Here is a 26061-nt window from a genome sequence, read left to right as displayed (position 1 = left end):
AACAATAGGGGGTCAGCATTGTCTCAGGCTTGTCGCATGCTTGACCTCGCCGGGAATTTATGGCGATGAAATCCCCATGAACCTCGGCGTCCCTGCATGATGAACCGTTTCGAAGGCCCCGGCGGCAAGGAAGCCCGCATCCGTTACCTCGATGGCGACTTCCAGGTTACCAGCCCCGGCGCATTTGTGCGCTGCGCGGTAACAGGCGAAAGCATTCCGCTCGACGAGTTGAAATACTGGAGCGTTGCCAGGCAAGAGCCCTACATCAACGCCACCGCATCGCTGCGCCGCGAAATCGAGGTGCATCCGGAGCTGCGTAAGCGGGGCTAGTTGTTTTGACGCAATTCCGGACGGAAAACCGTTTCACACTTTTCTTGGAATTGCTTTAGCCCTTCAGCTTACGCTGGCGCCAGGCATCGAGCGTTTCGCCGATGATGCGCTCTGGAACATTGTCGAGCTCGAAAACCGTGTCGATCTCCAGCACCTCGAGCCGATCGAGAAAGTCCTGTGAGGCGCCGTGACGCAGCCGGGCGGCGTCCTTGGCGGTGGTGATGAGGCCGAGGCCTTCAGCACTTGCGGTCGCCGCCAGCTCGGCAAGTTCGTCCTCACCATAGAAATGATGGTCCGGAAACGGCCGCGTCAACGCCAGCTCGCCGCCCGCCTCGCGCACCGTGTCGAAGAATTTCTCGGGATGGCCGATACCGGCGAAGGCGAGGAACCGCTTGCCGGCAAGCCCTGCCTTACCGCTTGGCTCGGTGTGGGCCTCGAAGATCGGCCGGCCGGCGCGTGCCGCCTGGCGGACCACGGCGTCGGCCGCGGTGCCCTCGCCCATCTTCAACAGCCCGCTGGTGAAAACCAGTTGGTCGACGACCCTGGCCCGGAGCGGACCGCCCGGAATGACGCGGCCATTGCCGATCCCGTAGCGCGCATCGACGACGACCAGCGCGTAGTCGATGTGGATGCGGGCGCTCTGGAATCCATCGTCCATGATCAGGAAATCGCAGCCATGCCGTTCCAGCAGCAGCCGGGCGCCGGCGGCGCGGTTCGGCGTCACCGCCACCGGCGCGTGTTCGGCGAGGAGCAGCGGCTCGTCGCCGACATGCCTGGCGCTGTCATGATGGGCATCGACAACATGCGGCTCGGCGAACGAGCCGCCATGACCGCGCGACAGGAAGCCCGGCTTGAGATGCATGCGCTTGGCCTGTTCGGCGAGCGCGATGGCCACCGGTGTCTTGCCGGTGCCGCCGACCGTAAAATTGCCGACGCACAGAACCGGTGCCTCGATCTTCTCGCGCTTGGCCCGCCGCATGCCGCGGCCGGCGACGGCCGCATAGATGGCCGATAGCGGCGACAGAGCCAGGACCCGCCAGTCCGGCTCTTCCCACCAGAATGGTGGTGCTTCGGAAGCCACGCTAGCGCCCGTTAGCGCCCTTCAGGCGCGACTTGACGACCAGCGGCTGGATGTAGGGCTCAAGCGATTTCAGCGTGCGCGCCAGCGCACCGCGCATCTCGTCGACGGTCGCCACGCCCGCCGCCATCATCTCGTGGCGCGCCACTTCGTTGGTCAGGAGGAAATTGACGGCGCCGGCCAGCATGTCGCGATCGCGCACCAGCTTGGCGCCGCCGCTGTCGAGCAGACGCTGGTAGGCCTCGCGAAAATTCTGCACATTGCGCCCGGCAAGAACCGCCGTGTCGAGCATGGCCGGCTCCAGCGGGTTCTGGCCACCCTCGGAGGTCAGCGAGCGGCCGACGAAAGCGATTTCCGTCAGCCTGAGATAGAGCCCCATCTCACCGATCGTGTCGCCAAGCAATATGTCGGTATCGGCAGTGATCCTGTCGCCCTTGCTGCGCCGCGCGACCTTCAGGCCCATGCCGGAAATCTGTGCCGCCAGCGCCTCGGCGCGATCGGGGTGACGCGGAACGACGATCGTCAGAAGACCGTGGTGACGCTTGTGCAGTGTCGCGTGGACCTCGGCAGCGACCACCTCCTCGCCGTCATGGGTCGATATCGCCGCCCAGGTGGGGCGCGCGCCGATCTGCCGCCGCAGCGTCGCCAGCACCCGTTCGTCGACCGGCGGCGGCGACGTATCGACCTTGAGGTTGCCCGACACCGTAACCGGCCGCGCGCCGAGCGCCAGAAACCGCTCGCCATCGACATCCGACTGCGCCACCACATGAGCCAGGTTCTCGAACAACGCCTCGGCGATGTTGGCCCGTTTCTTCCACGACTTGAACGAGCGGTCGGACAGCCTGCCATTGACCAGCACCTGCGGCACCCGGCGCGCGCCAAGCTCGAGAATGGTCATCGGCCAGATCTCGGATTCAGCGATGATCGCCAAATCCGGCTGCCAGTGATCGAGGAACCGGCTGACCGCCGGCTTGAGGTCGAGCGGCACATATTGGTGGATGATGCGGTCGCCGAGCCGCTCGTCGGCGACCTGCGCCGAGGTGACCGTGCCAGTCGTCAGCACGATGTTGACGCCGTAGTCGAGAATGCTTTCGACCAGCGGCACGACGGCTATGGTCTCACCAACGCTCGCTGCGTGAATCCAGATCACCGGCCCTTCGGGGCGCGCGCGGCCGGCGACGCCATAGCGCTCGCGGCGGCGGTAGCGGTCTTCCTTGCCGCGCGAGGTGCGCCAGGCAACATAGGGTCCGACCAGCGGATAAGCGGCCGCACCCGCGAAACGGTATGCCGACAGCATGGCTCGCGCCCAGCGACCGCTCATCGCGGAGCATCCACGAGACGGTAGGCCTCGGCGGTCGCGGCATTGAGCGCGACGGTCACTTCCTGACGCTTGCGCTCCATTTCGGCTTCATCGGCGCCGGCCGCCACGAAGATCGGCGTGCCGATAACGATCGACGAGCGGCCGAACGGCAGGTTGATGGTGGTCTTGTCCCAGCTCTTCTCCAGCACCTTGCGGCGGCTGGTGGTGATGGCGACAGGCAGCAGTGGCCGACCGGAGAGCCGTGCCAGGAGAACGATACCAAGCCCTGCGTCTCGCGGCGTACCGTGCGGAATGTCTGCTATCATGGCGACGTTCTTGCCGGCACCGAGCGACTTTTTCAGGGCGATAAGTGCTTTTGCCCCGCCCTTGTCGAGGTGCCTGGCATTTTCTCGCCCACCCGAGCCGCGCACCGCTTCGATGCCGAATTTCTCCAGCATCAGCGCGTTGAGCTCGGCATCGGCGCTGCGTGACACCATGGCGACGAGCGGCTTGCGCTTGGGGTAGTAGGCTGGCGTCAGCAGATGCTGGCCGTGCCACAGGGCGATGATGCCAGGCTCGAACTCGGTATAGGCCCCGCCCGAAAACCGCGCCGATCCTTCGACGAGGCGATTGGTGAGGCGCACGAACCGGACGAACTGGGCGAACAGGCTGGCGATGGCGTTCTTGACGAATCGCGACTGCGCCAGCGGTTGGCGAATCTTGCGCCAGAAGGCCTTGGTCGTGCGGCTGCGTCCCCTGCCCGTGGGCGCGGCCTCGTTCGCTGGCCCTTTCGCCAGATCATGCTCCATCGAAGTCAACCGGCAGCCTTGTTGTCGGGGTCGAGCAGGCGATGCAGATGAACGACGAAATAACGCATGTGGGCGTTGTCCACGCTGGCTTGCGCCTTGGCTTTCCAGGCCGTGTGCGCGGATTGATAGTCCGGATAGATGCCGACGATGTCGAGCCCGTCGAGATCGCGGAAATCGGTGCCGCCAAGCTTCTTCAGTTCGCCACCGAACACCAGATGCAAAAGCTGTTTCTTTCCGTCTTCCGCGGCCATGTCGGTCCTTCACATATCGTGAGTTTGTGACAGGTCTAGACCAAAGCCGCCGACTTTGGAACCTTTAGAGCGAGATGAATTCACCTCGCTTAGGAAAACGCTTTCACGCATCCAGCCCGGCGATGACGCCGGCGAGCACGGCCAGCAATTCACCGCTGCCGGCGGCAAGCGCGCCGTGGCGGGTCACCTCGCCGGCATAGAGCGGAGCGCGGCCACGCTGGTCGAGCAACTGGCCGCCGGCCTCGCGCAGGATGAGATCGGCCGCCGCAATGTCCCAGTCATGCGCGTTCGGTTTGACGAAAGTGCCATCCAGCGCGCCATTGGCAATCATGGCCAACCGATAGGCGAGCGAGGGGCTGTAGGGCGCCCGCTTCAGCCGCGCCCGCCATTCGGCCGGCATCAGGTCGGTCAACTGCTTCAGCCCAGAAATCTCGGCCGTATCCGCCAGCTCGCGCACTGCAATGCGCTTGCCGTTGCGGAAGGCGCCCTGGCCGGGCAGCGCCCAATAGGTCTCCTCCATCGCCGGGCATTCCAGCACGCCGGCCAGGGTGCGGCCTCGCTCGACAACAGCAACGCTGACGCACCAGGTGCGCTGGCCTTCCAGGAAACCGCGCGTGCCGTCGATCGGGTCGACGACGAAGGTGCGGCGTGCCGAAAGCCGAACCGGATCGTCGACTGTTTCTTCCGAAAGCCAGCCATAGTCCGGTCGCGCTGCCAGCAGCGTTTCGCGCAGATAGGCGTCGGCGGCATGGTCCGCCTCGCTGACCGGCGATGTGCCACCCTTCATCCAGACTTGCGGCTTGTTGCCGAAATAGCGCATGGCGATGACCCCCGCCTCGCGGGCGGCATCGCGCAGCAGCGGCAAGTCTTCGGTGGCCCCGGCAGTGGTCAGGTCATGCTCCGGCAAGGGTCATGCCTTCGATCAGGAGCGTCGGTGCCGCGGTGCCGAAATTGCGGTCGAGATCGCTCGCAGGCACCATGTTGAGGAACATGGTCTTCAGGTTCGAGGCGATTGTGACCTCGGCGACCGGATAGGCCAGTTCGCCATTCTCGATCCAGAAGCCGGACGCGCCACGGCTGTATTCGCCGGTGACCATGTCGACACCCTGGCCGAACACCTCGGTGACGTAAAAGCCGGTCTTGAGCGATTTGATCAGCTCTTCCGGCGACCGCTCGCCAGGCTCTATGGCGAGATTGGTGGAGGATGGCGTCACGGAAGAGCCACCGCGCGCGCCGCGCCCATTGGTGGTCAGACCAAGCTCGCGCGCGGCCGATGTCGACAGGAACCAGTGGTTGAGCACGCCCTTCTCGACCATGAACAGCTTTTCGCCCTCAACGCCTTCGCCGTCGAACGGACGCGAGGCCTGGCCACGCCGCCGGAGCGGCTCGTCGGTGACGGTGATGGCGGACGCGGCCACCTGCTTGCCCATCATGTCGCGCAGGAACGACGTCTTGCGCGCCACCGAGGCGCCGTTGATGGCGCCGGCAAGATGGCCGGTGATGCCGCGCGCGACGCGCGGGTCGAACACCACGTCGATCGGCCCGGTCGCCGCCTTGCGCGCGCCAATGCGCCGCACGGCGCGCTCGCCGGCCTTGCGGCCGATGTCTTCGGGCGCGTCGAGGTCGGCAAAATGCTGGCGCGAGGAGAATTCATAGTCGCGCTCCATGCCGGTGCCCTCGCCGGCAATGACGCTGGCCGAGCGCGAGAAACGCGAGCCGATATAGTGGCCGAGGAAGCCGTGCGAGGTGGCCAGCACCAGGCCACCCAGCCCCGCACCGGCGCTGGCGCCGGCCGAATTGGTCACGCCCTTGACGGCAAGGGCGGCCGCTTCCGCCGCAAGTGCCGCCTCCTTCAACTGGTCGGCCGACACTTCGGTGGCATCGAACAGGTCGAGATCGCGCGTCTGTTTGGCGAGCAATGCCGGGTCGGCCAGCCCCTGATAGGGATCCTGGGGCGACACTTTCGCCATCGCCACGGCGCGTTCGGCCAGCACCTTCGGATCCGAGGCCGCCGTCGCCGAGACACTCGCCACCCGACCGCCGACGAAAACGCGCAACGCGACATCCTCGCTCTCGGACGATTCGGTGCCCTCGACCTTGCCGAGACGCACCGACACCCCGGTCGAGCGGCCGCGCACGGCCACCGCGTCGGCGGCATCGGCGCCGGCCTTCTTGGCAGCCTCGACCAGAGCCGCGACGCGGTCGGTTAATTTTGCTGCGTCTGATATATCGGTCATGCCTGAAATCCTGCTGGTGCGGCCGGCGTCTGGCCGTTGTCCACCCATCTATTGTTCCGGTCCGGCTTGTGCAATGGCATAGGCTTCAATCAAGATGCAGGGTTGACGGTTCAAATCGCGAACTGTCGCATCGCAACCTGGCCCTATCGCCCGCTCGGAGCATTTTCGATGACGCCTTTCCATCTCGCCTTCCCGGTCCGTGATCTCGATGAAACCCGCGTTTTCTATGGCGAGGTGCTGGGCTGCGCGATCGGCCGCTCGTCGGCGACCTGGGTGGACTTCGACCTGTTCGGCCACCAGATGTCGGCGCATCTGCGGCCGCAGGCCGCACAGGCTCCCAGCGACGGCAAGGTCGACGGCATCACCGTGCCGATCCCGCATTTCGGCGCCGTGCTCTTGATGGACGACTGGCAGCGCCTGGCGACGCGGCTGGAGGCGCGCGACGACATCGACTGGCTGGAACGGCCGATGGTCCGCTTCAAGGACGAGCCCGGCGAACAGGCGACGCTGTTCATCCGCGACCCCTCGGGCAATGCCTTGGAATTCAAGGGCTTTCGTTCGCTGGAGCAGGTTTTCGCGCATTAGAGCGGATCACCGTTTCACGGAAACCGTGAACCGCTCTAACTCTTTGTTTTGACGCAATTCCGGACGGAAAACCGTTCCACACTTTTCCTGGAATTGCTCTAAATCAGGACGCAGGCACCGGCCGATCAACGACCGAAACGATCCGCCGCAAAGGGTGCGAGGCGCGCGGGATCGCCGCGTCCGCCGATCAGGTCCGCGACCAGCCGCGCCGTGATCGGGGCGAGCGTCAGGCCGAGATGGCCATGACCGAAAGCATGGATCACCCGGGAACTGCCCTGTGAAGGGCCGATGACCGGTCTGGAATCCGGCAGGGACGGCCGGAAGCCGAGCCATTGCGACGACGGTGAGCCGAGCCTGGGGAAGATCTGCCTGACGCCACGGTCGAGCAGCGCCAGCCGGCGCGGATTTGGCGGCGCGGCGAGCCCGCCGAGCTCTACGGTTCCGGCGACCCGCAAACGGCCGGTCATCGGCGTCAGGTAGAAACCGAGATCGACGGGGCAGACGGGCCGGGTCAGCAGCGGCGCATCGGTCCGGAATTCCAGGTGATAGCCGCGCTCGGTCTCGAGAGGAATCCTGTCGCCAGCCTGCGCGGCCAGCGCGCGCGACCGCGCACCGGCGGCGATCACCACCGTACCCGCCTTGATGCGAAAGCCGGGGCCGCTGAGCTGGACACCGTCGGTCTCGACCTGCAGCCCGGTAATCTCAGCTTGTCTCACCGACACACCACGGGCGGTGGCCGCGCCCATCAGTCTCTGCATCACCGCCCTCGGGTCGGTGACATTCATCGAATCCGGGAAGTACAGCCCACGCGTCCCGCTCGCCGGCAGGCCGGGCTCAAGTGCTGCCACCTCGTCGAACGTCAGAATCTCCTGGTGAATGCCGAAGCCGGCGCGCATGGCCCGGCCACCGGCCCCGGCGGCAAAATCACTTTCGCGGCGATAGAGGTAGAGGCAGCCATTGCGGCGAAGCAGATCCTCCAGGCCGGCCTCGCCGGTCATCTCCTCCCAGGCCGGCAAGGCGTCGGCCAGCAGTCCGGCAAGCGCCAGCGCATTGGCGCGGGTGGCCGCCGGCAGCGATTGCCGCATGAACCGGACCAGCCACGGCGCCAGCTGCAGCAGTGCCGGCCAGCGCAGCGAAAACGGGCTGTCAGGATCGAGCAGCAGCTTTGGCAACGCGCGCAGCACGGCAGGCGTGCCGACCGGCATGCAAGCGTATTCGGCGATCGTTCCGGCATTGCCTGATGAGGCGCCGGAGCCCGGCTCGTTGGGGTCGATGAGCAGCACTTCGCGACCGTCCGCGGCAAGGCGGAGCGCCGTCGCCAGCCCGACCACGCCGGCGCCGACAATGGCGATTTCGACGGTTTCCTGTGCTGCCACTGCTGGATCTTCCCGATTGACCTTGAAATCCCGTACCGATCACGTGGTCTCTTGGTTCGGGGTCAGGGTCCAGCCTTCATCCTTGAAATCGAATGGGCCAGATCTTCGCGCGCGTCAGGCGACCGGCGTCCAGATGACGTCTTCGATCTTTTGCGCGCCGGTCGCCAGCATCACCAGCCGGTCGAAGCCGAGCGCGATGCCGCTGGCCGGCGGCATGATGGCGAGGGCGGCGAGGAAATCCTCGTCTAGTGGATAACGCTCGCCATAGATGCGCTGTTTCTCGTCCATCTCGATGATGAAGCGCCGGCGCTGCTCCTCGGCGTCGGTCAACTCGCCAAAGCCGTTGGCGAGCTCGACGCCGCAGCAATAGAGCTCGAAACGCTCGGCAACGCGCGGGTCGCGTGGGCTTGGCCGCGCCAGTGCTGCCTCGGCCAGCGGATATTCGCACAGGATGGTCGCCCGCCCTTGCCCGAGGAACGGCTCGATTTTTTCCACCATGACCCGGCTGAACAGGTCGGCCCAGCTGTCGTCGGGCGCGGTGCGCAGGCCGGCCCGGGTCAAGGCGGCGTATAGCGCGTCGCGGTCGGTGCTGCCGTCGGCGGCGACCGTGGCCAGCAGATCGATGCCGGCATGGCGAGAGAAGGCGTCCGCCACCGTCAGACGTTCCGGCTCGGCGAACGGATCGCAGTCGCGGCCCCGGAAGGAAAAGCGCGTCGCCCCTGCCCTTGTCGCGGCCAGCGCCAGAAAGGCGGCGCAATCCAGCATCAGGCTCTCATAGGCCTCGCCCACGCGATACCATTCGAGCATGGTGAATTCGGGATGGTGCAAGGGGCCCCGTTCCCGGTTGCGGTAGACCGGACCGAAGCTGAAAATGCGCTGCTCGCCGGCGGCGAGCAGCTTCTTGCAGGCGAATTCCGGCGAGGTGTGGAGATAGAGCGGCGACCGCACTCCGTCCGGCCCGACCGCTTCCGTGGCAAAAGCCGCCAGATGCGCCTCGTTGCCGGGCGAGATCTGCAAAGCCGCCGTTTCCACCTCGACGAAATCATGCGCCGCGAACCAGTCGCGCAGGCTGGCGGCGATGGCGTTGCGCAGCATCAGCCGCGGGCGGCGGTCGGCGTGGACATGCGGCGTCCACCAGGGCGAAGCTTCGGTCATGGGGCTCAGATCATGGTGGAATGGGGCTGGCGGCGGCGGCCAAGATGCGGTAGGCCCCCATCCAGCGCCGCACAAGCCGGCAAACGCCAGTCAACTCTTCTTGCAGGATTTAAAACCGTGGTGAAAGTCATCGCCAGTTCGCTCCGCAAAGGCAATGTCGTCGACAAGGACGGCAAGCTTTATGTGATCCTCTTTGCCGAAAACATCCACCCCGGCAAGGGCACGCCGGTAACGCAGCTCGACATGCGCCGCATCGGCGACGGGGTGAAGGTTTCCGAGCGCTACCGCACCACCGAACAGGTGGAGCGCGCCTATGTGGAAGAGCGCGAGCACACGTTCCTCTATCGCGACGGCGAAGGCTTTCATTTCATGAACCCGGAAAGCTACGACCAGGTGGCTGTATCGGAAGCCGTGGTCGGCGACATGGCGCCCTACCTGCTGGAAGGCATGGCCGTGCAGGTGTCGCAGTTCAACGGCATTGCCATTTCCCTGGTGCTGCCGCAGCGCGCCACCTTCGAAGTGGTGGAAACCGAGCCGACGACCAAGGGCCAGACGGCCTCGTCGTCCTACAAGCCGGCCGTGCTGTCCAACGGCGTGCGCACGCTAGTCCCCCCGCACATCGCGCCGGGCACCCGCGTGGTGGTGATGACGGCTGATGGGGCTTATGTGGAGCGGGCTAAGGACTGAGGCGTCTCGAGCTCGAAGGGCTTGCGAGCAAGGCCTTCCCATGCACAGGCGGGCAGCTTCGAGACACCGCCTATTGCTTGAAACAGTGCTCGCGGTGCCATTGCAAGAAATGAGGATGCGGGCGTTCGAGCTGTCGGCGAGGCCGAAGCGCGCGGCGCGTCTTGTTTATGAAGCCCTGCACGCTGTCGAAGTCATTGACCTGTCTGGAGATCAGGATTTCCAAATCGTCCGATAGGCTGATCAATCCACGGTCGAACATCCAATGCGCAGTGCCGGACAGCGCGATCCCGTTGTTGACGACATCAGGCCCGTTCGCTTCAACCGGTCGAATATGTGCGGCAGAAACCTCTGCCCGGCCGCCGCCATTTATCAGCTTGAGTCCGGTGATCGCGCAGCGCTCGTCATAGGCGCGTAAGACGATGCGACGAAAAATGCGGTCCCGCACGATTCGCGATCCGATGTAACTTACCCGATCACGACTCTGCTCTTCGAATGGCGCCTGCTCATCCTGAAAGCCGGCAAATGTGCCGACCTCATCAACGCGCGGCAGCAACAACTCATTCGTGTCCAGGCCCAAATCGATGATGCGGTTGAAGTCACTTGAGCTAAGTGGTCGGACGGCAGATTGGGCACGACCGGAAATCCGCCCCTCATCGTTGAGCAACCCTCGCTCGACGAGACCATCAGATCCGCTGAATGGAACAGGATTGACGAAATCGAGGTAAGTTCCGGGCTCAATCAGGGCCAGGTACATGTCTGGTATCACAGGATCGGGAATGATCTGCTGCACTTTCGCCACAGCATAGTAGCCCCGTGTATCGTTTACCTTGCTGGGCTCATAGTAAATGATCCACTTGCCGACACATGCTTCAACGCGGCGCAGATACGGGCGAGGAAACTGGTATTGCTCTGCGGGGCGGTCGTTGTATCGCGAATCCGAGCGGTGAATGAAGACCCCGAATTCCATGATCTCGTGCAATGCCTTCTTGGGAACAACCGCCTCGGATGTAACACCAAAATCCGAACTTGGGGATTTTAGTCTGGGCCTGCCTCACTTTCCCCGCGGTATTGGTTCTCGCAAGTTCGCGCTGGAAGTCCATCCTCCAACGAAGTGAAGCTATTTTTCGCGAAGCGTGTCGCAAACGGCCTGCGCAGGCCGTCCTCTGACGGAAGAAGGAGAGCACCATGCGAAAACTTATCGTCACCGAATTCATCAGCGTCGATGGCATTGCCGAGGTCGAGAAGCTGCCCAGCGTGACCTGGAATGATGAGATGAACAGGTTCAAGGAAGACGAGCTTGCCGACAGCGGCGCCATGCTTTTGGGGCGCACGACCTATGAGATCTTTGCCGGTTCATGGCCCACGGAAACCGGGGATTTTGCCGACCGGTTCAACGCGCTGCCGAAATATGTCGCTTCGACCAGCCTGAAGGCGCTCGACTGGAAGCCGGCCGAATTGCTGAAGGGACCGCTGCCGGAAGCGGTCAGGACGCTGAAGCAAGGCAGCGGCGGCAACATCTATGTGCATGGCAGCCTCAGCGTCGCGCAGGAATTGCTGCGCCATGGCCCGGTCGACCGGGTAAGGCTGCTCAGCTATCCCGGCACCGTCGGCCAGGGCAAGCCGCTGTTCCCAGCCGGCGAGCCGGTGTCGCTCGAATTGATTTCGGCCACGCCGTTCAGCAACGGCGTTGTGGCGCTGGAGTATGCGCCGGTGGCGACGAAGTCGTAGTCGGCTTCCATGCGTGGTGGTGATGACGGTTGATGGGGCGAGGACTGAGGCCTCCGACCAGCAGGCATGCCCCTCGCCGCTTGACCACTCCGTTTCGGACTGACCTGAGGTGGCGAAATCGCCTCATGGCCGGCTGAAGCGTTTTCAATTGCCGTTCGTCGCCAAAGCTCCTCAACTCCCCGCCTAAGATTGAACCTCTGCGGGGAAGCATGCGAACGACGGCCAGAGTGCGCAGGGTGCGCGACGGCAGACTGGAATTCTCCAGGGAATGGTTGCAACTGCGCAACCCGCATGCCCCGATCGAGGTGCTGACCGCAGAGCAGATCGAGGCGATACACGACGCTTCGATGTCGGTGCTCGAGGATGTCGGCATGCGCATCCAGGACGAGGAAACGCGAAAACTCTTCGCCAGCGCCGGCTTTGCCGTCGACCACGGCACCGAACGGGTCGTCTTCGATCGCGAGGGCCTGCTGGCGCTGGTCGCCAAAGCGCCGCCGGTCGTCACCGTGCGCGGCCGCGATCCGGCCAAGAAGCTGTTCATGGGCCAGGGCCAGGTCGCCTTCACAGCGGTCAGCGGCCCGCCCTTCGTGTCCGATCTCGACCACGGACGCCGCGCCGGCACGTTTCGCGACCAGGAAAACTTCCTGAAGATGACGCATATGACCGACGTGCTGCAGATCGAAGGCGGCACCAGCGTCGAAGCCCAGGACCTGCCGGCCGACACACGCTATCTCGATTTCTACCTCGCCTGCTGCAAGCTTTCGGACAAGCCGTGGAAGCCGCTGACCATCGGCCGCCACCGCGCCCGCGACGCCATCGAGATGGCCAAGATCTGGTACGGCGAGGACGAAGACAGCCTCGCCGCCAATCCGGTGTTCTTCGTCAACACCAACACCAACACGCCGCTGGTGCTCGACGGCGAGATCGCACAAGGCGTCATCGAATATGCGCGGCTCGGACAGGTCGTCTGTGTGACGCCCTTCGGCCTCGCCGGCGCGATGGCGCCGGCCACTGTCGCCGGCGCGCTGGTGATGCAGAATGCCGAGACGTTGGCTTGTTGCGCGCTGACCCAGATCATCCGCCCCGGCTGCCCCTACATCTATGGCGGCTTCATCTGCAATGCCGACATGAAGACCGGATCGCCGGCCTTCGGCACGCCCGAATTCACGCTCGGCGCGCAGGCCACCGGCCAGATGGCGCGCCGCTACGGCCTGCCGTGGCGCTCGTCCAACGTCAACGCGTCGAATGCGCCGGACGCGCAGGCGGCCTACGAATCCATGATGTCGCTGTGGGGTGCGCTGACCGGCCATGCCAGCGTCTTCAACCATGGCGCCGGCTGGCTGGAGGGCGGCCTGGTCGGCTCCTATGAAAAATTCATCCTCGACATCGAGATGGTGCGCATGATGTGCGCCTGGATGACGCCGCTCACCGTCAACGCCGATACGATCGGCCTCGACTCGATCAAGGAGGTCGGCCCCGGCGGCCACTTCTTCGGCACGGCGCACACGCTGGCGCGCTACGAAAACGCCTTCTACAAGCCGTTGGTTTCCGACTGGTCGAACTTCGAGAACTGGCAGGACAAGGGCAGCCCCGACGCCGCCCGCCGCGCCAACGGCATCTGGAAGCAGATGGTCAACGAGTATGAGGCGCCCGCCATCGACCCGTCCGTGATCGAAGAGCTCGAGGACTATGTCGCTCGGCGCAAGATCGAGCTCGAAGCCCTGCGCTAGTACCCTTTGAAAACAGCAAAAAGTGGATTTCTGACGGAATGGATACACATGCCCGCGTGGTGGTGATCGGCGGTGGGATAACCGGCTGCGCCATCCTCTATCACCTGGCCAAAAAAGGCTGGAAGGATGTGGTGCTGCTGGAGCGCTCGGAACTGACATCCGGCTCGACCTGGCACGCCGCCGGCAATCTGTTCTCGCTGACCAGGCCATCCAACGCCCAGCGGCTGCAGGTCTACACGATCAATCTCTATCCGGAGATCGAGCGCGAGAGCGGACAGGCCGTCGGCTACCATCCGACCGGCGGCATGCATCTGGCGGCATCGAACGACGAGGTCACGACGCTGGCGATTGCCCGGGCCCGCGCCCGGCGCAACGGCGTCGAGGCGGAATGGATCACCTTCGAGGAAGCCAGGGACCGAGCGCCGGTCCTCGACACCAAAAACCTCAAGGCGGTGCTGTGGGAGCCGATCAAGGGCCATGTCGATCCGTCCTCGGCGACCAATGCCTTTGCCGCTGCGGCGCGCAAGCTCGGTGCGAAGATCCATCGCCACACGCCGGTGACGGCAACGACGCCGCGCGCCGATGGCGGCTGGGACGTCAAAACACCAGGCGGCACCATCCACGCCGAATTCGTCGTCAACGCCGCCGGCCTGTGGGCGCGCGAGGTTGGCGCGCTGGCCGGCATCAAGCTGCCGCTGCTGCCGGTCGAACACCACTATCTGGTGACCGAAGCGATCCCCGAAATCGAAGCGATGGACCACGAGTTGCCGACGATCGGCGAGAGCGAAGCCGGCTATTACTCACGCCAGGAAGGCAAAGGCATCCTGCTCGGCGCCTATGAAAACACGTGCCATCACTGGGCCTTCGACGGCACGCCGCTCGATTTCGGCCACGAGCTGTTGCCCAACGACCTGGCCCGCATGGATCGCAATTTCGAGGTGGCGATGGACCGCATGCCGTGCCTCGGCGAAGCCGGCATCAAGCGCGTCATCAACGGACCGATGATCTTTTCGCCCGACCTCGGGCCACTGCTCGGACCGCATCCGGAGCTGAAGAACTATTTCTGCGCCTGCGGCGTGATGAGCGGCCTGAACCAGGGCGCCGGCATCGGCAAGGTGATCTCGGAATGGATCGTCGACGGCGAGCCGGAGATGGATGTGAATTTCTGGGACGTCGCCCGCTTCGGCCGCTGGGCCGGCAAGCGCTTCACCTTCGAGCGGACCAAATATTACTACGAGAACCGGCAGGAGCGCCCCTACCCGCATCTCGAATGTGCCGCCGGCCGGCCCTTGCGGACGTTTCCGGCCTATGCGGCACAGAAGGCCAGAGGCGCCGTCTTCGGCTTCAACAATGGCTGGGAGCAGCCGCTGTGGTTTGCGCGGCCTGGCGACGAACAGCGGGATATCTTCGGCTATAGCAGGCAGAACTGGTGGAAGACCGTCGGCGAGGAATGCAAGGCGGTGCGAAGCGCTGCCGGCCTGTTCGAAATATCGACCTTCGCCAAATACCGCGTCTCGGGAGATGCTGCCTGCGGCTGGCTGCGGTGGCTGCTGGCGGGACGGATTCCCGAACGACCCGGCGCTGTGGCGCTGTCGCCGATGCTGTCGGAAAAAGGCCGGCTGATCGGCGACCTGACCGTGTCGAAACTCGACGACGGCAGCTATCTCCTGCTTGGCGCCGGCACCATGCAGGGTCAGCATATGCGCTGGTTCGACGCCCACAAGACGCCAGGCATTTCGGTCGAGAACCTGTCCGACGGCTGGAGCGGGCTGATGCTCGCCGGGCCGAACGCGCGGCGGATTCTGGCCGGGATAACGCACAGCGATGTGTCGAATAATGCGTTTCCGTTCCTGTCGGTCAGGCACATGGAGCTCGAGGCGGCGACCGATGCGATCGTGCTCAGGGTCTCGTTTTCAGGCGAGCTCGGCTACGAGATCTACACGCCCGCAATGTACCAGGCCGGCCTTTACGATGCGCTGCTGCGCGCCGGCGCCGGCCTTGGGCTGGTGCCGGCCGGCAGCCGGGCACTGGCCAGCCTGCGCGTCGAAAAAGCCTTCAAGAGCTGGGGCCTCGATCTGGCGCCGGATTACACGGTCATGGAGACCGGCATGGACCGTTTCGTCGACTGGAAACGCTCCGGCTTCATCGGCGAGGAAGCGGCACGCGGTCATCGTGCGCAAGGGGCCGCCGAGCGCTTCGTCACCTTGTCCGTCGATGCCGGCGACGCCGATTGCAGCGGCGGCGAGCCGGTGTTCCGCGACGATGTCTATGTCGGCTACGTCTCCTCGAGTGCTTATGGCTACACGACAAATGAAAGCCTGGCACTTGGCTATCTCAAATCGCATATTGTCGATAGCGGCGCCGGCTTCGAGGTCGAGATCAACGGCAAACGCCGTGCCGCGTCGGTTTCGGACGGCCCGCGCTATGATCCGCAAGGGCTGCGCATGCGGGCGTGACGCTGCGGTTGGGCCTCCAATCTTCCACCGTCTCTTGAAAACCCCTATAGGTGCGGCGCTGGAGCAGTGGGTTCCGGCGCCCGGAGGAGTTGGCGAAAATGGCAAGGCGGTTACCTCCCTTTGCCGCGTTGCGGGCCTTCGAGGCAGCGGCCCGGGCCGGCAGCCTGGCCGACGCCGCCGAAGAACTGCTGATTTCGAGTTCCGCCGTTAGCCATCAGATCAAGTCGCTGGAGACCTTTGTCAGCGCCAGGCTTTTCCTGCGCGAGCAGACCGGCCTGAAGCTCACCGAGATCGGCGAGAAATATCTCGAAGGGCTGGGCGACGCGCTGGACCGCATCGAGGCGAGCACGCTGTCGGTGATGCAGGACACCAAGAATGGCGGGTTGACCATCCACCTGTTCCAGTCGCTGGCACAGATGTGGTTGATCCCGCAGTTGGACGATTTTTTGTCGTCCAATCCCGAGATAACCGTCAAGCTGATAACCAAGCCGGACGACATCGAATTCTCCGGCTCCAGCATCGACATCGACATTCGCTATGCCATGACAGCGCCGGCGGAACATATGTGCGAGAAGCTGATCGACGAGGTTATCGCACCGGTCGTCTCGTCGGACTATCTGCGCCACAACGGGCCGATCGAGACGCCGGAGGACCTGATTGGGCGGCGGCTGATCGGCTGCGAATACGTGCCGCATGAATGGGATTTCTGGTTCGAGAAAATGGGCGTTGCGGGCTCGAACCAGGTGCCGAAACTGATGTTCGATTCCCGCTCCCACGCCTTGCTTGCCGCAAGCGAAGGCATGGGCGTGGCGATGAACCGCCGCCCCTATGGCGATCTCCTGCTGAAGCGCGGCTCGCTGATCGCACCCTTTGCCGAGGATGTGCCGACCGGCGGCGCCTATTACTTCATCGCACCGAAGCGCTCGACCGGTCTCGCCCGCGTCAAGCATTTCAAGGCCTGGCTGCTGTCGCTCAGCACCAGCCTTCGCAGCGACTGACGGGCTTTCGCCACCGGTCCGAAATCAATTCATCGGCAGCGAAATTTTATTCGATTGAGACGCTTTGGGCGCGCCCCTAGGGTCGCCATGAAAAGCGGGGCGATCTTGCGAAACGGCGGTCAGATACTCATCAGCTCTCTGTTGCAAAACAGCTGCAAAGCCGTCTTCGGCGTGCCGGGCGAAAGCTATCTGACGGCGCTCGATGCGCTGTGGCAGCGCGCCAATTTGATCCGCTACATCACCTGTCGCCACGAGGGCGGCGCCTGCTTCATGGCGGCTGCCTACGCCGACGCCACCGGCGAGCCGGGCGTCTGTTTCGTCACCCGTGGTCCGGGCGCGATGAACGCCGCGATCGGCCTGCATGCGGCCTATCAAGGATCGACGCCGCTCATCCTTCTGGTCGGACAGATTTCGACCGCGCACCGTGACCGCGAAGCCTTCCAGGAACTCGACTATCGCCGCGTCTTTGGGCCGATGTGCAAATGGGTGGCGGAAATCGATCACCCGTCGCGCATCCCCGAATACGTCAACCGGGCCTGGCGAACCGCGATTTCCGGCCGCCCCGGCCCTGTCGTTCTGGTCCTGCCGGAAGATATGCTCAAGGCCGAATGCGACACGCCGGACCTGAAACCGGCGATGGCGACGCCCGTCGCGCCGCTGGCCGCCGACATGGCCGCGATCGAAACCATGCTGGCACGCGCCAAGCGGCCACTGCTGTTGCTTGGCGGCGCCAACTGGACGCAAGCCGGCCATGACGCCATCATCCAGGCAGCTGAAAACTTCGGCCTTCCCGTCGCCGTCGGCTTCCGCCGCCAGGGCCTGTTTCCCCATGATCATCCAAACTACATAGGCAACCTTGGCTTCGGTGGCGCACCGATGCCCAACGACTATTGCCGTGAAGCCGACCTCATCCTTGCCGTCGGCTCCCGGCTGGGTGACGGCACGACACTGAAATTCTCGCTGATACCATCGCCCGTTGCGCACTGCCCGCTGGTGCACGTGCATCCCGGCGCCGAGGAGCTTGGCCGGCTCTATCAGGCCGACCTTCTGGTGCAGGCCGACCCGAATGCTTTTGCAGTTGCCCTGGCGGCCATCGCGGCACCCGGCGGCACTCCAGGGCGCGCCGCGATCCGTGCCTCGGCAAGGCAGCGCTACCTGGCCATGCTCGATCTTGCCGTGCAGCCCGGCCCCGTCGACATGGGCGCGGTCATGCGGTTCCTAAGCCAGCGGCTGCCGGCCGATGCCTTCGTGACCACAGGGGCCGGCAATGCCTCCGACTGGCCCAACATCCATTTCCGCTATCGCCGGTTTCGCGGCGCGCTGGCGCCGGTGTGCGGCGCCATGGGCTTTGGCGTACCGGCAGCGGTTGCCGCCAAGATCGCCGATCCCGATGCGCCGGCCATCTATATCGGGGGTGACGGCGACTTCCTGATGAATGGCCAGGAGTTCGCCACCGCGATCCAGTACGGTCTCGATCCGATCTTCATCGTCGTCGACAACCGTTCCTACGGCACCATCCGCATGCACCAGGAACGCGCCTTTCCCGGCCGCAATTCCGGCACCGGCCTCACCAATCCGGAGTTCGCAACCGTGGCGATCGGCTATGGCGGCCATGGTGAAACGGTGGAAGCGACCGACGATTTCGAGCCGGCGTTCGAACGCGCTCTGGCCAGCGGCAAGGCGGCGGTCATCCACGTCAAGGTCGGCGCCGATCACCTTGGCCCGAATATGACGGTGTCCGCCTTGAACAGCCGGCGCACCGTCAGGCAGCGTCTGTCGAATTGAATGAGGGAGGTTTTAACGTGACCAGCTTTTCCGAGTTTGCCGGCAGCCTGACATACGACGCCATTCCCGAAGCGATGCGCGCCGTGCTGAGGCGCAGTTTTGCCGATACGCTTGGCGTGGCAGCGGTGGGCTCGACGACGGAGATATCGTCGATCACCAAGACAATCGCCGATCGGCTGTGGCGTTCGTCGCCCGAAATCGCGGCCCGGATGATCTTCGACGGGCGCCCGGTCAGCCCAGCGGGTGCGGCCTATGCCGGCGCCTTCACCATCGATTCCATCGACGGACATGACACCACCAGCCCTTGCAAGGGCCATGCCGGCTCGGCGGTGTTTCCGGCCCTGCTCGCCGTTGCGGATTCGCTCAGGGCCTCGGGCGCCGCACTCTCCGGCGAAGAGTTGATGGTTGCGCTGGCCGTCGCCTATGAGGTTTCCTACCGCGCCGGGCTGACCCTACACGGCACCGTGTCCGACTATCACACGTCAGGGGCGTGGACCGCGGTCGGCGTAGCGGCCGGAGTGTCCCGGCTGCTGCGGCTCAGCCAGGAGCAGACGCGCCATGCCGCCGGCATTGCCGAATACCACGGTCCGCGCAGCCAGATGATGCGCTGCATCGATTTCCCGACCATGCTGCGCGACGGCGTCGGCTGGGGCGCGCCGTCCGGCGTCATGGCGGCCTATATGGCGGAACTCGGCTTCACCGGGGCACCGGCGATCACAGCCGAAGGGCAAGCCGCCGCACCCTGGTGGAGCGACCTCGGACAGGCCTGGCGCGTCGTCGAAGATACCTCGTACAAACCCTATCCCGTCTGCCGCTGGGCGCACCCATCGATCGATGCCGCGCGCGACCTGATGCGCGACAACAAGCTTTCCAGCGAGGATGTCGCGCGCGTGCGCATCCAGACCTTCCACTATGCGGTGCGGCTTGCCGGCCACAATCCGAAGACGCTGGACGAGATGAGCTATTCGATCGCATTCCCGGTCGCGACGATGATCGTGCGCGGCAAGATCGGACCGCAGGAGCTGCTGCCGCAAGTTCTGCAGGACGAAGAGATCCGTCGCATTTCCAACGCCACCGAATTGGTGGAGACCGAGCACTATACCCGCATCAGCGTCGGCAAGCGCTGGGCCGACGTGACGCTTTACCTGAAGGACGGACGCGAAATCATGTCGGAGCCGCGCACGCCGAAAGGCGATCGCGACAACCCGATGAACGACGACGAGTTTCACCAGAAATATGCGACTTTCACCGACGGACTGATCGGCAAGGACCGGGCCGACGAAATGGAAGCGATGGCGCTGTCCTTCGATGCCCTGGACAGCCAAGGGCTTAGCCGGCTGATCGATCTGACTGTCGCGCCGCTCGACTGCTGAAGCCACGGACAATCGCTATCGCGGCGCCGGACGGAATTATTCTCAGCCGGCGCTGAATCCTTTTCGATCCCATCGCGCCGGCCAATGTCTACGATGAACCAACAAGGCCGCTGCAATCAACAGCGCATCAGGGATTGAAACCAAGGGGAGAACGCAATGACAATGTTCAAGAGCAATGGCGGCCGCATTCCTGATTTCGTCACGGCGATGGCCGAGAGCGCCAAGGCAGGCGCGGTCGACCGTCGCGAGTTCCTGGCGATCGCCAGTGCATTCGGCGCAACGACCGCAGCCGCCTACGCAATGCTTGGCCTCGCCGCGCCGACGGTTGCGCGGGCCGAGGAGCCGAAAAAGGGCGGCGTGCTGAAAGTCGCGACCAGCGTCAAGGAACAGAAGGATCCGCGGACCTATGACTGGTCGGAAATGGCCAACGTCACTCGGCAAACGCTGGAACCGCTGGTCAAATACACCAACGAATTCACCTTCAAGCCGATCCTGCTTGAAAGCTGGGAAATCAACGACGACGCCACCGAATACACGCTCAAGGTTCGCCAGGGCGTCACATGGAACAATGGCGACGATTTCAACGCCGACGACGTGGTCTTCAACCTGACGCGCTGGTGCGACAAGTCGGCCGAGGGCAATTCGATGGCGGCGCGCATGGGCGCGCTCATCGATGCCAAGACCGGCAAGCTGCTTGCTGGCGCCATCGTCAAGGTCGACGACTACACGATCAAGCTGAAGCTGCCGGACTCCGACATCTCGATCATCGCCGGCTTCTCCGATTATCCGGCGCTGGTCGTCCACCGCGACTATGAGAAGATGGGCAGCAATTTCGTGAAGAATCCGATCGGCACCGGACCGTTCGAACTGGTGTCCTACGATGTCGGCTCGAAAGTCGTGCTGAAGCGCCGCGTCAACGGCAAATGGTGGGGCGGCGAGGCGCATCTCGATGGCATCGAGTTCATCGACTACGGCACCGAGGCCAACGCGATGATCAGCGCCTTCGAATCCGGCGAGGTCAACACCAACTACGAGACGACAGCGGACTATGTCTCCATCCTCGACAAGATGGGCTTGGTCAAGCATGAGGTGGTGACGGCCAACACCATCGTGGCGCGCACCAACGTCAACAACAAGCCTTACGACGACCAGAAGGTGCGCCAGGCGATCCAGCTTGCCGTCGACAATGCGACCGTGCTGAAGCTTGGCTATGGCGATGCCGGCACGCTCGGCGAAAACCATCACGTCTGCGCCATCCATCCCGAATATGCCGAGCTGCCAAAAGTGTCGCGAGACATCGCCAAGGCCAAGGCCTTGATGACCGAGGCCGGCCAGATGGAGTTCGAGCACGAACTGATCGGGCTCGACCAAGACTGGCACAAGAACACTGCCGATTCGATCGCAGCCCAGCTCCGCGAGGCCGGCTTCAAGGTCAAGCGCACGGTCCTGCCGGGTTCCACCTTCTGGAACGACTGGACGAAATACCCGTTCTCGATGACCAACTGGAACATGCGCCCGCTCGGCGTGCAGGTCATCGCGCTCGCCTATCGCACCGGCGAATCGTGGAATGAGTCCGCCTATTCCAACAAGGAACTGGACGAGAAGATCGCCAAGGCGCTGACCGTCGCCGACGTCGACAAGCGGCGCGAACTGATGGTCGATATCGAGAAGATCCTGCAGAGCTCGGGTATCATCATCCAGCCCTATTGGCGCAAGATTTACAACCACTCGACGAAGTCGGTGAAGAACTACGGCATCCACCCGACCTTCGAACAGAATTTCGAGAATGTCTGGTTGGACGAAAGCGCCTGAACGAAGATCATGCGATGGGTCGGGAGACGATACCGGATCGTCTTCCGACCTGATCTTCCAAGTCATCTCAAGTGATCTGCAGGGATCGAACGACAGCTCAGCTGGCGATCCGCTTGCCGCTTTTGCGTTTGCTGCTCCTCGCCTCCAGCACCTTCTCCACCTGCCGCTTCAGCTCGTCCTTGATATCGACCGTCTCGTTCATCAAGGCGTCGATCTTCAGGAAATCGAGCACGCGGAACTTTGATACAGCCGGGCGGACCAGGATGTCGGGTCGGGATTGCTTCAGCTTGTTGGCGATGATCGACTGCATCATCAGCTGTGTCGCGCCGAACATCAGATCGACGGAGGTCGGCTGTTTGCGGTCGACCTCTTCCGGCGCGCCGACCACGTCGACGCCGATGATGATGTCGGCATCGTTTTCGATCAGGTCGAACGGCACGGGGTTGTAGATGCCGCCGTCGATCAGCAGCCTGCCGTCGCGCGTCACGGGACGGAACACGGCGGGTATGGCCGCTGACGCTGCAAGTGCGGAGTGCAAATCGCCGTCGTCGAACACGGCGAGCTTGTGGCCGAAATAGTCTGTCGCCGTTACCTTGAGCGGGATCTTGAGTTCGGCAAAGGTTTCGGGGATGGCCTCGGGCAGAAAGGCCTTCAGGATACGCTCGACATTGAACTGGCTGACGCGGATACCGCCCTGCATGGCTTCGGCGATCGTGCCAGGCCGTGCCCGCCACATGCGGCTCGCCACTTCGGCGCGGCGGCCGAGGATCGAGCGGGCATAGTCGTGGATGTCCTTGCCGGTCATGCCGGCGGCCATGCCGGCACCCATGATGGCGCCGATCGACGAGCCGGCAATGGCCACCGGCCTGATGCCCAGTTCGTCAAGCGCCTCGATGACATGGATATGCGCCAACCCTCGCGCGCCGCCGCCGCCGAAGGCAATGCCAAACGTCGGGCTCATCCCTTGCCGGCTCCGACCAGTTTCGGTCCTATGACCATGATGGTCGGCTCGGCCGACAGCAGCTTCTTCGCCGCCGCCTTGACCTGATCGAGCGTCACCGCGTTGATGTAGCCGGCGCGGCGCTGCATGTAGTCGATGCCGAGATCGTCGAGCTGCAGCTCGACCAAAGTCGAGGCAATGGAACTCGACGAGTCCAGATTGTTGATGGCATAGGCGCCGGTCAAATATTTCTTGGTTGCCGCCAGCTCCGCTTCGGTCGGGCCTTGCTCGGCCATCTGCTTGACCACGTCGCGGACGATGCCCAGCGTCTCGGCCGCCCGGTCCGACCGCGTCCCGGTGCTGACGATCAGCGCGCTGGCGTGGTCCTGGTTGATCAGCGAGGAGTTGACGCTGTAGGCCAGCCCGCGCTTTTCGCGCACCTCCTGGAACAGGCGCGAGGTGAAGGTGCCGCCGCCGAGAATCTCGTTCATCAGCACGGCGGGAAAGAAATCCGGCGCCTTGCGCTTCACGCCGGGAAAAGCGAGCTGCAGGGAGGTCTGCGGCAGGTCGTAGTCGACCTCGACATGCTGCGCCAGCTTTGGGTCGATATCGGCCACGGGGGCGAGCGCCTGGTTTTGCGGCAGGTCGCCGAACACCATGTCGAGCTTCTTCTTGAGCGTCTCAGGGTCGATGGCGCCGACGACGGCGACATGCAGCCCACCACGCGCGAACACCGCTTTGTGAAAGGCTTTCAGATCATCCGGCGTGATGGTGGCTATGCTCTCCTTGGTGCCCTGATCGGAGCGGGAATAGGGATGGTCGCCATAGAGGGCGCGCGCCCATTTGCTCTGCGCGACCGTGTCGGGATCGTTCTCGCCGGCGATGATGCCGGACAGGATCTGGGCGCGGATGCGGTCGATCGGCGCTTGGTCGAAGCGCGGCTGGTTGACCGCGAGCCGCAACAGCTCGAACGCCTCGTCGCGCTGCTCGGCCAGCATGCGCATGGAGCCGTAGATGCCGTCACGGCTTTCGTCGAAACTCATCTCGGCGCCGGCATCGTCGAGCTTGATCTGGAAGCCTTCCGAGTCGAGCGGGCCGGCGCCTTCGTCGAACAGACCGGTCATCAGGTTGGCCAACCCTTCCTTGCCCGGCGGATCCTGCGTCGAGCCGCCGCCGAAGACGAAGCGGATGGCGACGATCGGCACGGAATAGTCCTCCACCAGCCAGGCGGTGATGCCTTTTGGCGAGGTGACGGACTGGATGTCCATGGCGCGCGCCGTGAGTGCGGGCAGGATCAGGAAGAGGATGGAGAGGAAAAGGGTTGCGAGGGGCGCGCGTGCGCGTATTGCGTTCGTGCTCTTCATCATCAATTCCCCGCCTGTTGCTGCGGCAAGAGATAGCCGGTCGTCGACCGGGCGAGCACCAGATAGCGCGCGGCGACGGCCTTGACCTCGTCTGTCGTGACCTTGCGGATACGGTCCGGCCATTGCTGGACGTCCTGCACATTGCCGCCGGTGGCCAGCGTCGAGCCGTAGATGTTGGCCATCGAATCCTGCTTGTCGCGGGCAAAGATCATCGACCTGACATAGCGGTCCTTGGCCTTTTCCAGCTCCGAAGGCGTGACGCCATCCCTGACGATGCGTGCCACTTCGGCATCGACCGCCGCTTCGACGTCGGAGATTTTGGCATCGCCGCGCGGCGCGCCGTAGATGGTGAAATTGGTGTCGTCGAGCATCGTGCCCTGGAAAAAGGCGCCGGCGCTGGATGCGATGCCTTGCTGGACGACGAGCGCCTGGTAGAGCCGGCTGCGATTGCCGCCGCCGAGGATTTCCGCCAGCAGGTCGAGCGCTTCCGCCTCGCCCGGCTTGCCCGAATGATAGGATGGCACCACCCACTGCGTGGAAAAGCTCGGCACGCTGACGCGGGCATCGGCGAGCGTCACCGTGCGCTTGGTGTTCTGCTCCGGTTCGACCGGGCGGATGCGCGGCGGCAGATCGGGGCCGCGCGCCACCTTGCCATAGGTCTTTTCGGCCAGCGCCCGCACCGTGTCCGGCTCGACATCGCCGGCCACGATCAGCACGGCGTTGTTGGGCCGGTAGTATTTGTCATAGAAGGCGGCCGCGTCGGTGCGGTTCAGCTGCTGCATCTCCTGCATCCAGCCGATGACGGGAATGCGATAGGGCTGGTTCTGCCACAGCGTGGCATCGACCTCCTCGTCCAGCACGGCCTCGGGATTGTTGTCGATGCGCGAGCGGCGCTCCTCGAGGATGACATCGCGCTCGGTCTTGATGACATCGTCGGTGAGGATGAGGTTGCGCATGCGGTCGGCCTCGAAGCTCATCATCAGCTCGAGCGCGGACGGCGCCACCGTCTCGTGGAAGGCCGTGTAGTCGTAAGAGGTGAAGGCGTTGTTGGAGCCGCCGATATCGGAGATGGCGCGGTCGAACTCGCCCGCCGCATGGTGGGTCGTCGCCTTGAACATCAGATGCTCGAAGAAATGCGCGATGCCCGATTTGCCGGGCGGCTCGTCGGCGCTGCCGATCTTGTACCAGACCATATGGGTGACGATCGGCGCGCGATGGTCGGGAATGACGACGACCTCCATGCCGTTGTCGAGCAGGAAATCCGTCACCTTGAACGCGTCCGGCGCGCTCTCGGCCAGCGCCGAACCGGTGATCGTGAAAGCCAGCGACGTCGCCAGCAGCGTTGCGCGCAGCCATTCAGCCTTGGATGTCATCAATGGCTCCGGTTTTCTTGGCAGGACGATAGGCAGGGTCTGGACGACAAGCAAAGTGAATTGTTGGTCATGTTGCCGGCAAAGGCGGCGGCAAAGAGGCCGGCCGTGGATGCCTGGCTATGGATGGAGCGCGTATCAGGCCGCCTCGATGAAGCGGATGACGGTCTCGCCATAGTTGCGTTCGTCCAGCACGGCAAAGCCGGGGCCTGGTTCGAAGGGCGCCACCGCGGCCTCCTCGACCACACACAGCGCGCCGGGGCGGAGCCAGCCACCGGCTTTCGCCGACTGCAGCGCGCGCTCGCCAAGGCCCTTGCCATAGGGCGGGTCGGCGAAGACGAGACCGAACGGCGACAGCGTGCCGGCCTCACCGAGGCCGGTAGCGTCGCGGCGAAAGATCTTGGTACGGCCGGTCAGGCCGAAGGCCTCGACATTGTCGCGGATCAGGCCTCGGCCTTCCGCCGATTCTTCGATGAAGACGCCGTAGGAAGCACCGCGCGACAGCGCTTCGAGCCCGAGCGCGCCGGTGCCGGCGAACAGGTCGAGCACGCGCGCGCCGTCCAATTGCTCGGCAAAACGATGCGCCAGCACGTTGAAGACCGCCTCGCGGGTGCGATCGGTCGTCGGACGGATGGCGCTTGAGCGAGGCGTCGCCAAGGGACGCCCGCGAAACTCACCGCCGACGATTCTCATCTCG

The 26061-nt window shown here is 64.2% G+C and carries 23 protein-coding genes; 10 read left to right on the top strand and 13 right to left on the bottom strand.

Going from position 1 to position 26061, the window contains the following annotated elements:
• Positions 1 to 96: 96 nt before the first annotated feature.
• Positions 97 to 330: a DUF2093 domain-containing protein gene (locus tag C8D77_RS13335; protein WP_109663170.1), complete on the top strand. Its 234-nt coding sequence runs from the start codon at positions 97 to 99 to the stop codon at positions 328 to 330.
• A 55-nt stretch (positions 331 to 385) separates the two neighbouring features.
• On the opposite strand, the gene lpxK is transcribed toward C8D77_RS13335, so the two are convergent.
• The 6 genes from lpxK to C8D77_RS13305 all read right to left on the bottom strand — a co-directional run bounded on the left by lpxK (position 386) and on the right by C8D77_RS13305 (position 6005).
• Positions 386 to 1411 carry a tetraacyldisaccharide 4'-kinase gene (gene lpxK, locus C8D77_RS13330; RefSeq protein ID WP_109663167.1) on the bottom strand — a complete coding sequence of 342 codons (1026 nt, stop codon included), beginning with the start codon at positions 1409 to 1411 and terminating at the stop codon, positions 386 to 388.
• 1 nt (position 1412) lies between these two features.
• Entirely contained in the window at positions 1413 to 2729 is a 1317-nt protein-coding gene (waaA, locus tag C8D77_RS13325; protein WP_109663164.1) for a lipid IV(A) 3-deoxy-D-manno-octulosonic acid transferase, read from the bottom strand.
• Complete coding sequence (locus C8D77_RS13320) at positions 2726 to 3517, bottom strand: lysophospholipid acyltransferase family protein (protein WP_109663161.1); 792 nt, start codon at positions 3515 to 3517, stop codon at positions 2726 to 2728. Before C8D77_RS13320 ends, waaA begins: the two co-directional genes overlap by 4 nt.
• Positions 3518 to 3522: 5 nt before the next feature.
• Positions 3523 to 3768, bottom strand: coding sequence for a DUF4170 domain-containing protein (locus C8D77_RS13315; protein WP_056593794.1), 246 nt, complete (start codon positions 3766 to 3768; stop codon positions 3523 to 3525).
• Between the two features lie 103 nt (positions 3769 to 3871).
• Positions 3872 to 4675 (bottom strand): 3'(2'),5'-bisphosphate nucleotidase CysQ, encoded by an 804-nt coding sequence (locus C8D77_RS13310; protein ID WP_109663158.1) that lies wholly within the window; start codon positions 4673 to 4675, stop codon positions 3872 to 3874.
• Positions 4662 to 6005, bottom strand: coding sequence for a TldD/PmbA family protein (locus C8D77_RS13305; protein ID WP_109663156.1), 1344 nt, complete (start codon positions 6003 to 6005; stop codon positions 4662 to 4664). Before C8D77_RS13305 ends, C8D77_RS13310 begins: the two co-directional genes overlap by 14 nt.
• Positions 6006 to 6173: 168 nt before the next feature.
• On the opposite strand from C8D77_RS13305, the gene C8D77_RS13300 reads away from it, so the two are divergent.
• Positions 6174 to 6590 (top strand): VOC family protein, encoded by a 417-nt coding sequence (locus C8D77_RS13300; protein WP_109663154.1) that lies wholly within the window; start codon positions 6174 to 6176, stop codon positions 6588 to 6590.
• 125 nt (positions 6591 to 6715) lie between these two features.
• Here the strand turns inward: C8D77_RS13300 and C8D77_RS13295 are convergent, their stop codons facing one another.
• Together C8D77_RS13295 and epmA are read right to left on the bottom strand one after the other, a co-directional pair.
• Entirely contained in the window at positions 6716 to 7966 is a 1251-nt protein-coding gene (locus C8D77_RS13295) for an NAD(P)/FAD-dependent oxidoreductase (protein WP_109663151.1), read from the bottom strand.
• Between the two features lie 114 nt (positions 7967 to 8080).
• Entirely contained in the window at positions 8081 to 9121 is a 1041-nt protein-coding gene (gene epmA, locus C8D77_RS13290) for an EF-P lysine aminoacylase EpmA (protein WP_109663149.1), read from the bottom strand.
• Between the two features lie 117 nt (positions 9122 to 9238).
• Between epmA and efp the strand changes: the two genes are divergently transcribed.
• Complete coding sequence (gene efp, locus C8D77_RS13285) at positions 9239 to 9808, top strand: elongation factor P (protein WP_027038615.1); 570 nt, start codon at positions 9239 to 9241, stop codon at positions 9806 to 9808.
• A gap of 70 nt (positions 9809 to 9878) precedes the next feature.
• On the opposite strand, the gene C8D77_RS13280 is transcribed toward efp, so the two are convergent.
• Positions 9879 to 10775 (bottom strand): HNH endonuclease, encoded by an 897-nt coding sequence (locus C8D77_RS13280; RefSeq protein ID WP_109663147.1) that lies wholly within the window; start codon positions 10773 to 10775, stop codon positions 9879 to 9881.
• A 218-nt stretch (positions 10776 to 10993) separates the two neighbouring features.
• Between C8D77_RS13280 and C8D77_RS13275 the strand changes: the two genes are divergently transcribed.
• From C8D77_RS13275 to C8D77_RS13245, 7 genes are all read left to right on the top strand, one after another.
• A complete protein-coding gene (locus tag C8D77_RS13275; protein WP_109663144.1) occupies positions 10994 to 11536 on the top strand; it encodes a dihydrofolate reductase family protein in 543 nt (180 codons plus the stop codon).
• A gap of 209 nt (positions 11537 to 11745) precedes the next feature.
• Positions 11746 to 13266 (top strand): trimethylamine methyltransferase family protein, encoded by a 1521-nt coding sequence (locus C8D77_RS13270; RefSeq protein WP_109663141.1) that lies wholly within the window; start codon positions 11746 to 11748, stop codon positions 13264 to 13266.
• A gap of 38 nt (positions 13267 to 13304) precedes the next feature.
• A complete protein-coding gene (locus tag C8D77_RS13265; protein ID WP_109663139.1) occupies positions 13305 to 15722 on the top strand; it encodes a GcvT family protein in 2418 nt (805 codons plus the stop codon).
• A gap of 98 nt (positions 15723 to 15820) precedes the next feature.
• Complete coding sequence (locus C8D77_RS13260) at positions 15821 to 16720, top strand: LysR substrate-binding domain-containing protein (protein ID WP_109663136.1); 900 nt, start codon at positions 15821 to 15823, stop codon at positions 16718 to 16720.
• 87 nt (positions 16721 to 16807) lie between these two features.
• Positions 16808 to 18505, top strand: coding sequence for a thiamine pyrophosphate-dependent enzyme (locus C8D77_RS13255; protein WP_109663134.1), 1698 nt, complete (start codon positions 16808 to 16810; stop codon positions 18503 to 18505).
• A gap of 17 nt (positions 18506 to 18522) precedes the next feature.
• A complete protein-coding gene (locus C8D77_RS13250) occupies positions 18523 to 19878 on the top strand; it encodes an MmgE/PrpD family protein (protein WP_109663131.1) in 1356 nt (451 codons plus the stop codon).
• Between the two features lie 156 nt (positions 19879 to 20034).
• On the top strand, positions 20035 to 21690 hold the full coding sequence (locus C8D77_RS13245) for an ABC transporter substrate-binding protein (RefSeq protein ID WP_109663129.1): 1656 nt from the start codon (positions 20035 to 20037) through the stop codon (positions 21688 to 21690).
• A gap of 97 nt (positions 21691 to 21787) precedes the next feature.
• On the opposite strand, the gene C8D77_RS13240 is transcribed toward C8D77_RS13245, so the two are convergent.
• From C8D77_RS13240 to rsmD, 4 genes are all read right to left on the bottom strand, one after another.
• Entirely contained in the window at positions 21788 to 22651 is an 864-nt protein-coding gene (locus C8D77_RS13240; protein ID WP_109663126.1) for a patatin-like phospholipase family protein, read from the bottom strand.
• Positions 22648 to 23994 carry a M16 family metallopeptidase gene (locus C8D77_RS13235; RefSeq protein ID WP_425453731.1) on the bottom strand — a complete coding sequence of 449 codons (1347 nt, stop codon included), beginning with the start codon at positions 23992 to 23994 and terminating at the stop codon, positions 22648 to 22650. Before C8D77_RS13235 ends, C8D77_RS13240 begins: the two co-directional genes overlap by 4 nt.
• Positions 23995 to 23996: 2 nt before the next feature.
• Positions 23997 to 25367 carry a M16 family metallopeptidase gene (locus C8D77_RS13230; protein ID WP_109663121.1) on the bottom strand — a complete coding sequence of 457 codons (1371 nt, stop codon included), beginning with the start codon at positions 25365 to 25367 and terminating at the stop codon, positions 23997 to 23999.
• Positions 25368 to 25502: 135 nt separating this feature from the next.
• Positions 25503 to 26057 (bottom strand): 16S rRNA (guanine(966)-N(2))-methyltransferase RsmD, encoded by a 555-nt coding sequence (gene rsmD, locus C8D77_RS13225; protein ID WP_109663119.1) that lies wholly within the window; start codon positions 26055 to 26057, stop codon positions 25503 to 25505.
• Between the last annotated feature and the right edge of the window lie 4 nt (positions 26058 to 26061).

The sequence above is a fragment of the Mesorhizobium loti genome, from assembly GCF_003148495.1.
Taxonomy (GTDB): Bacteria; Pseudomonadota; Alphaproteobacteria; order Rhizobiales; family Rhizobiaceae; genus Mesorhizobium; species Mesorhizobium loti.
Note: the sequence above shows the minus strand (reverse complement) of the source record. Positions and strands in the feature narration are given on the sequence as shown.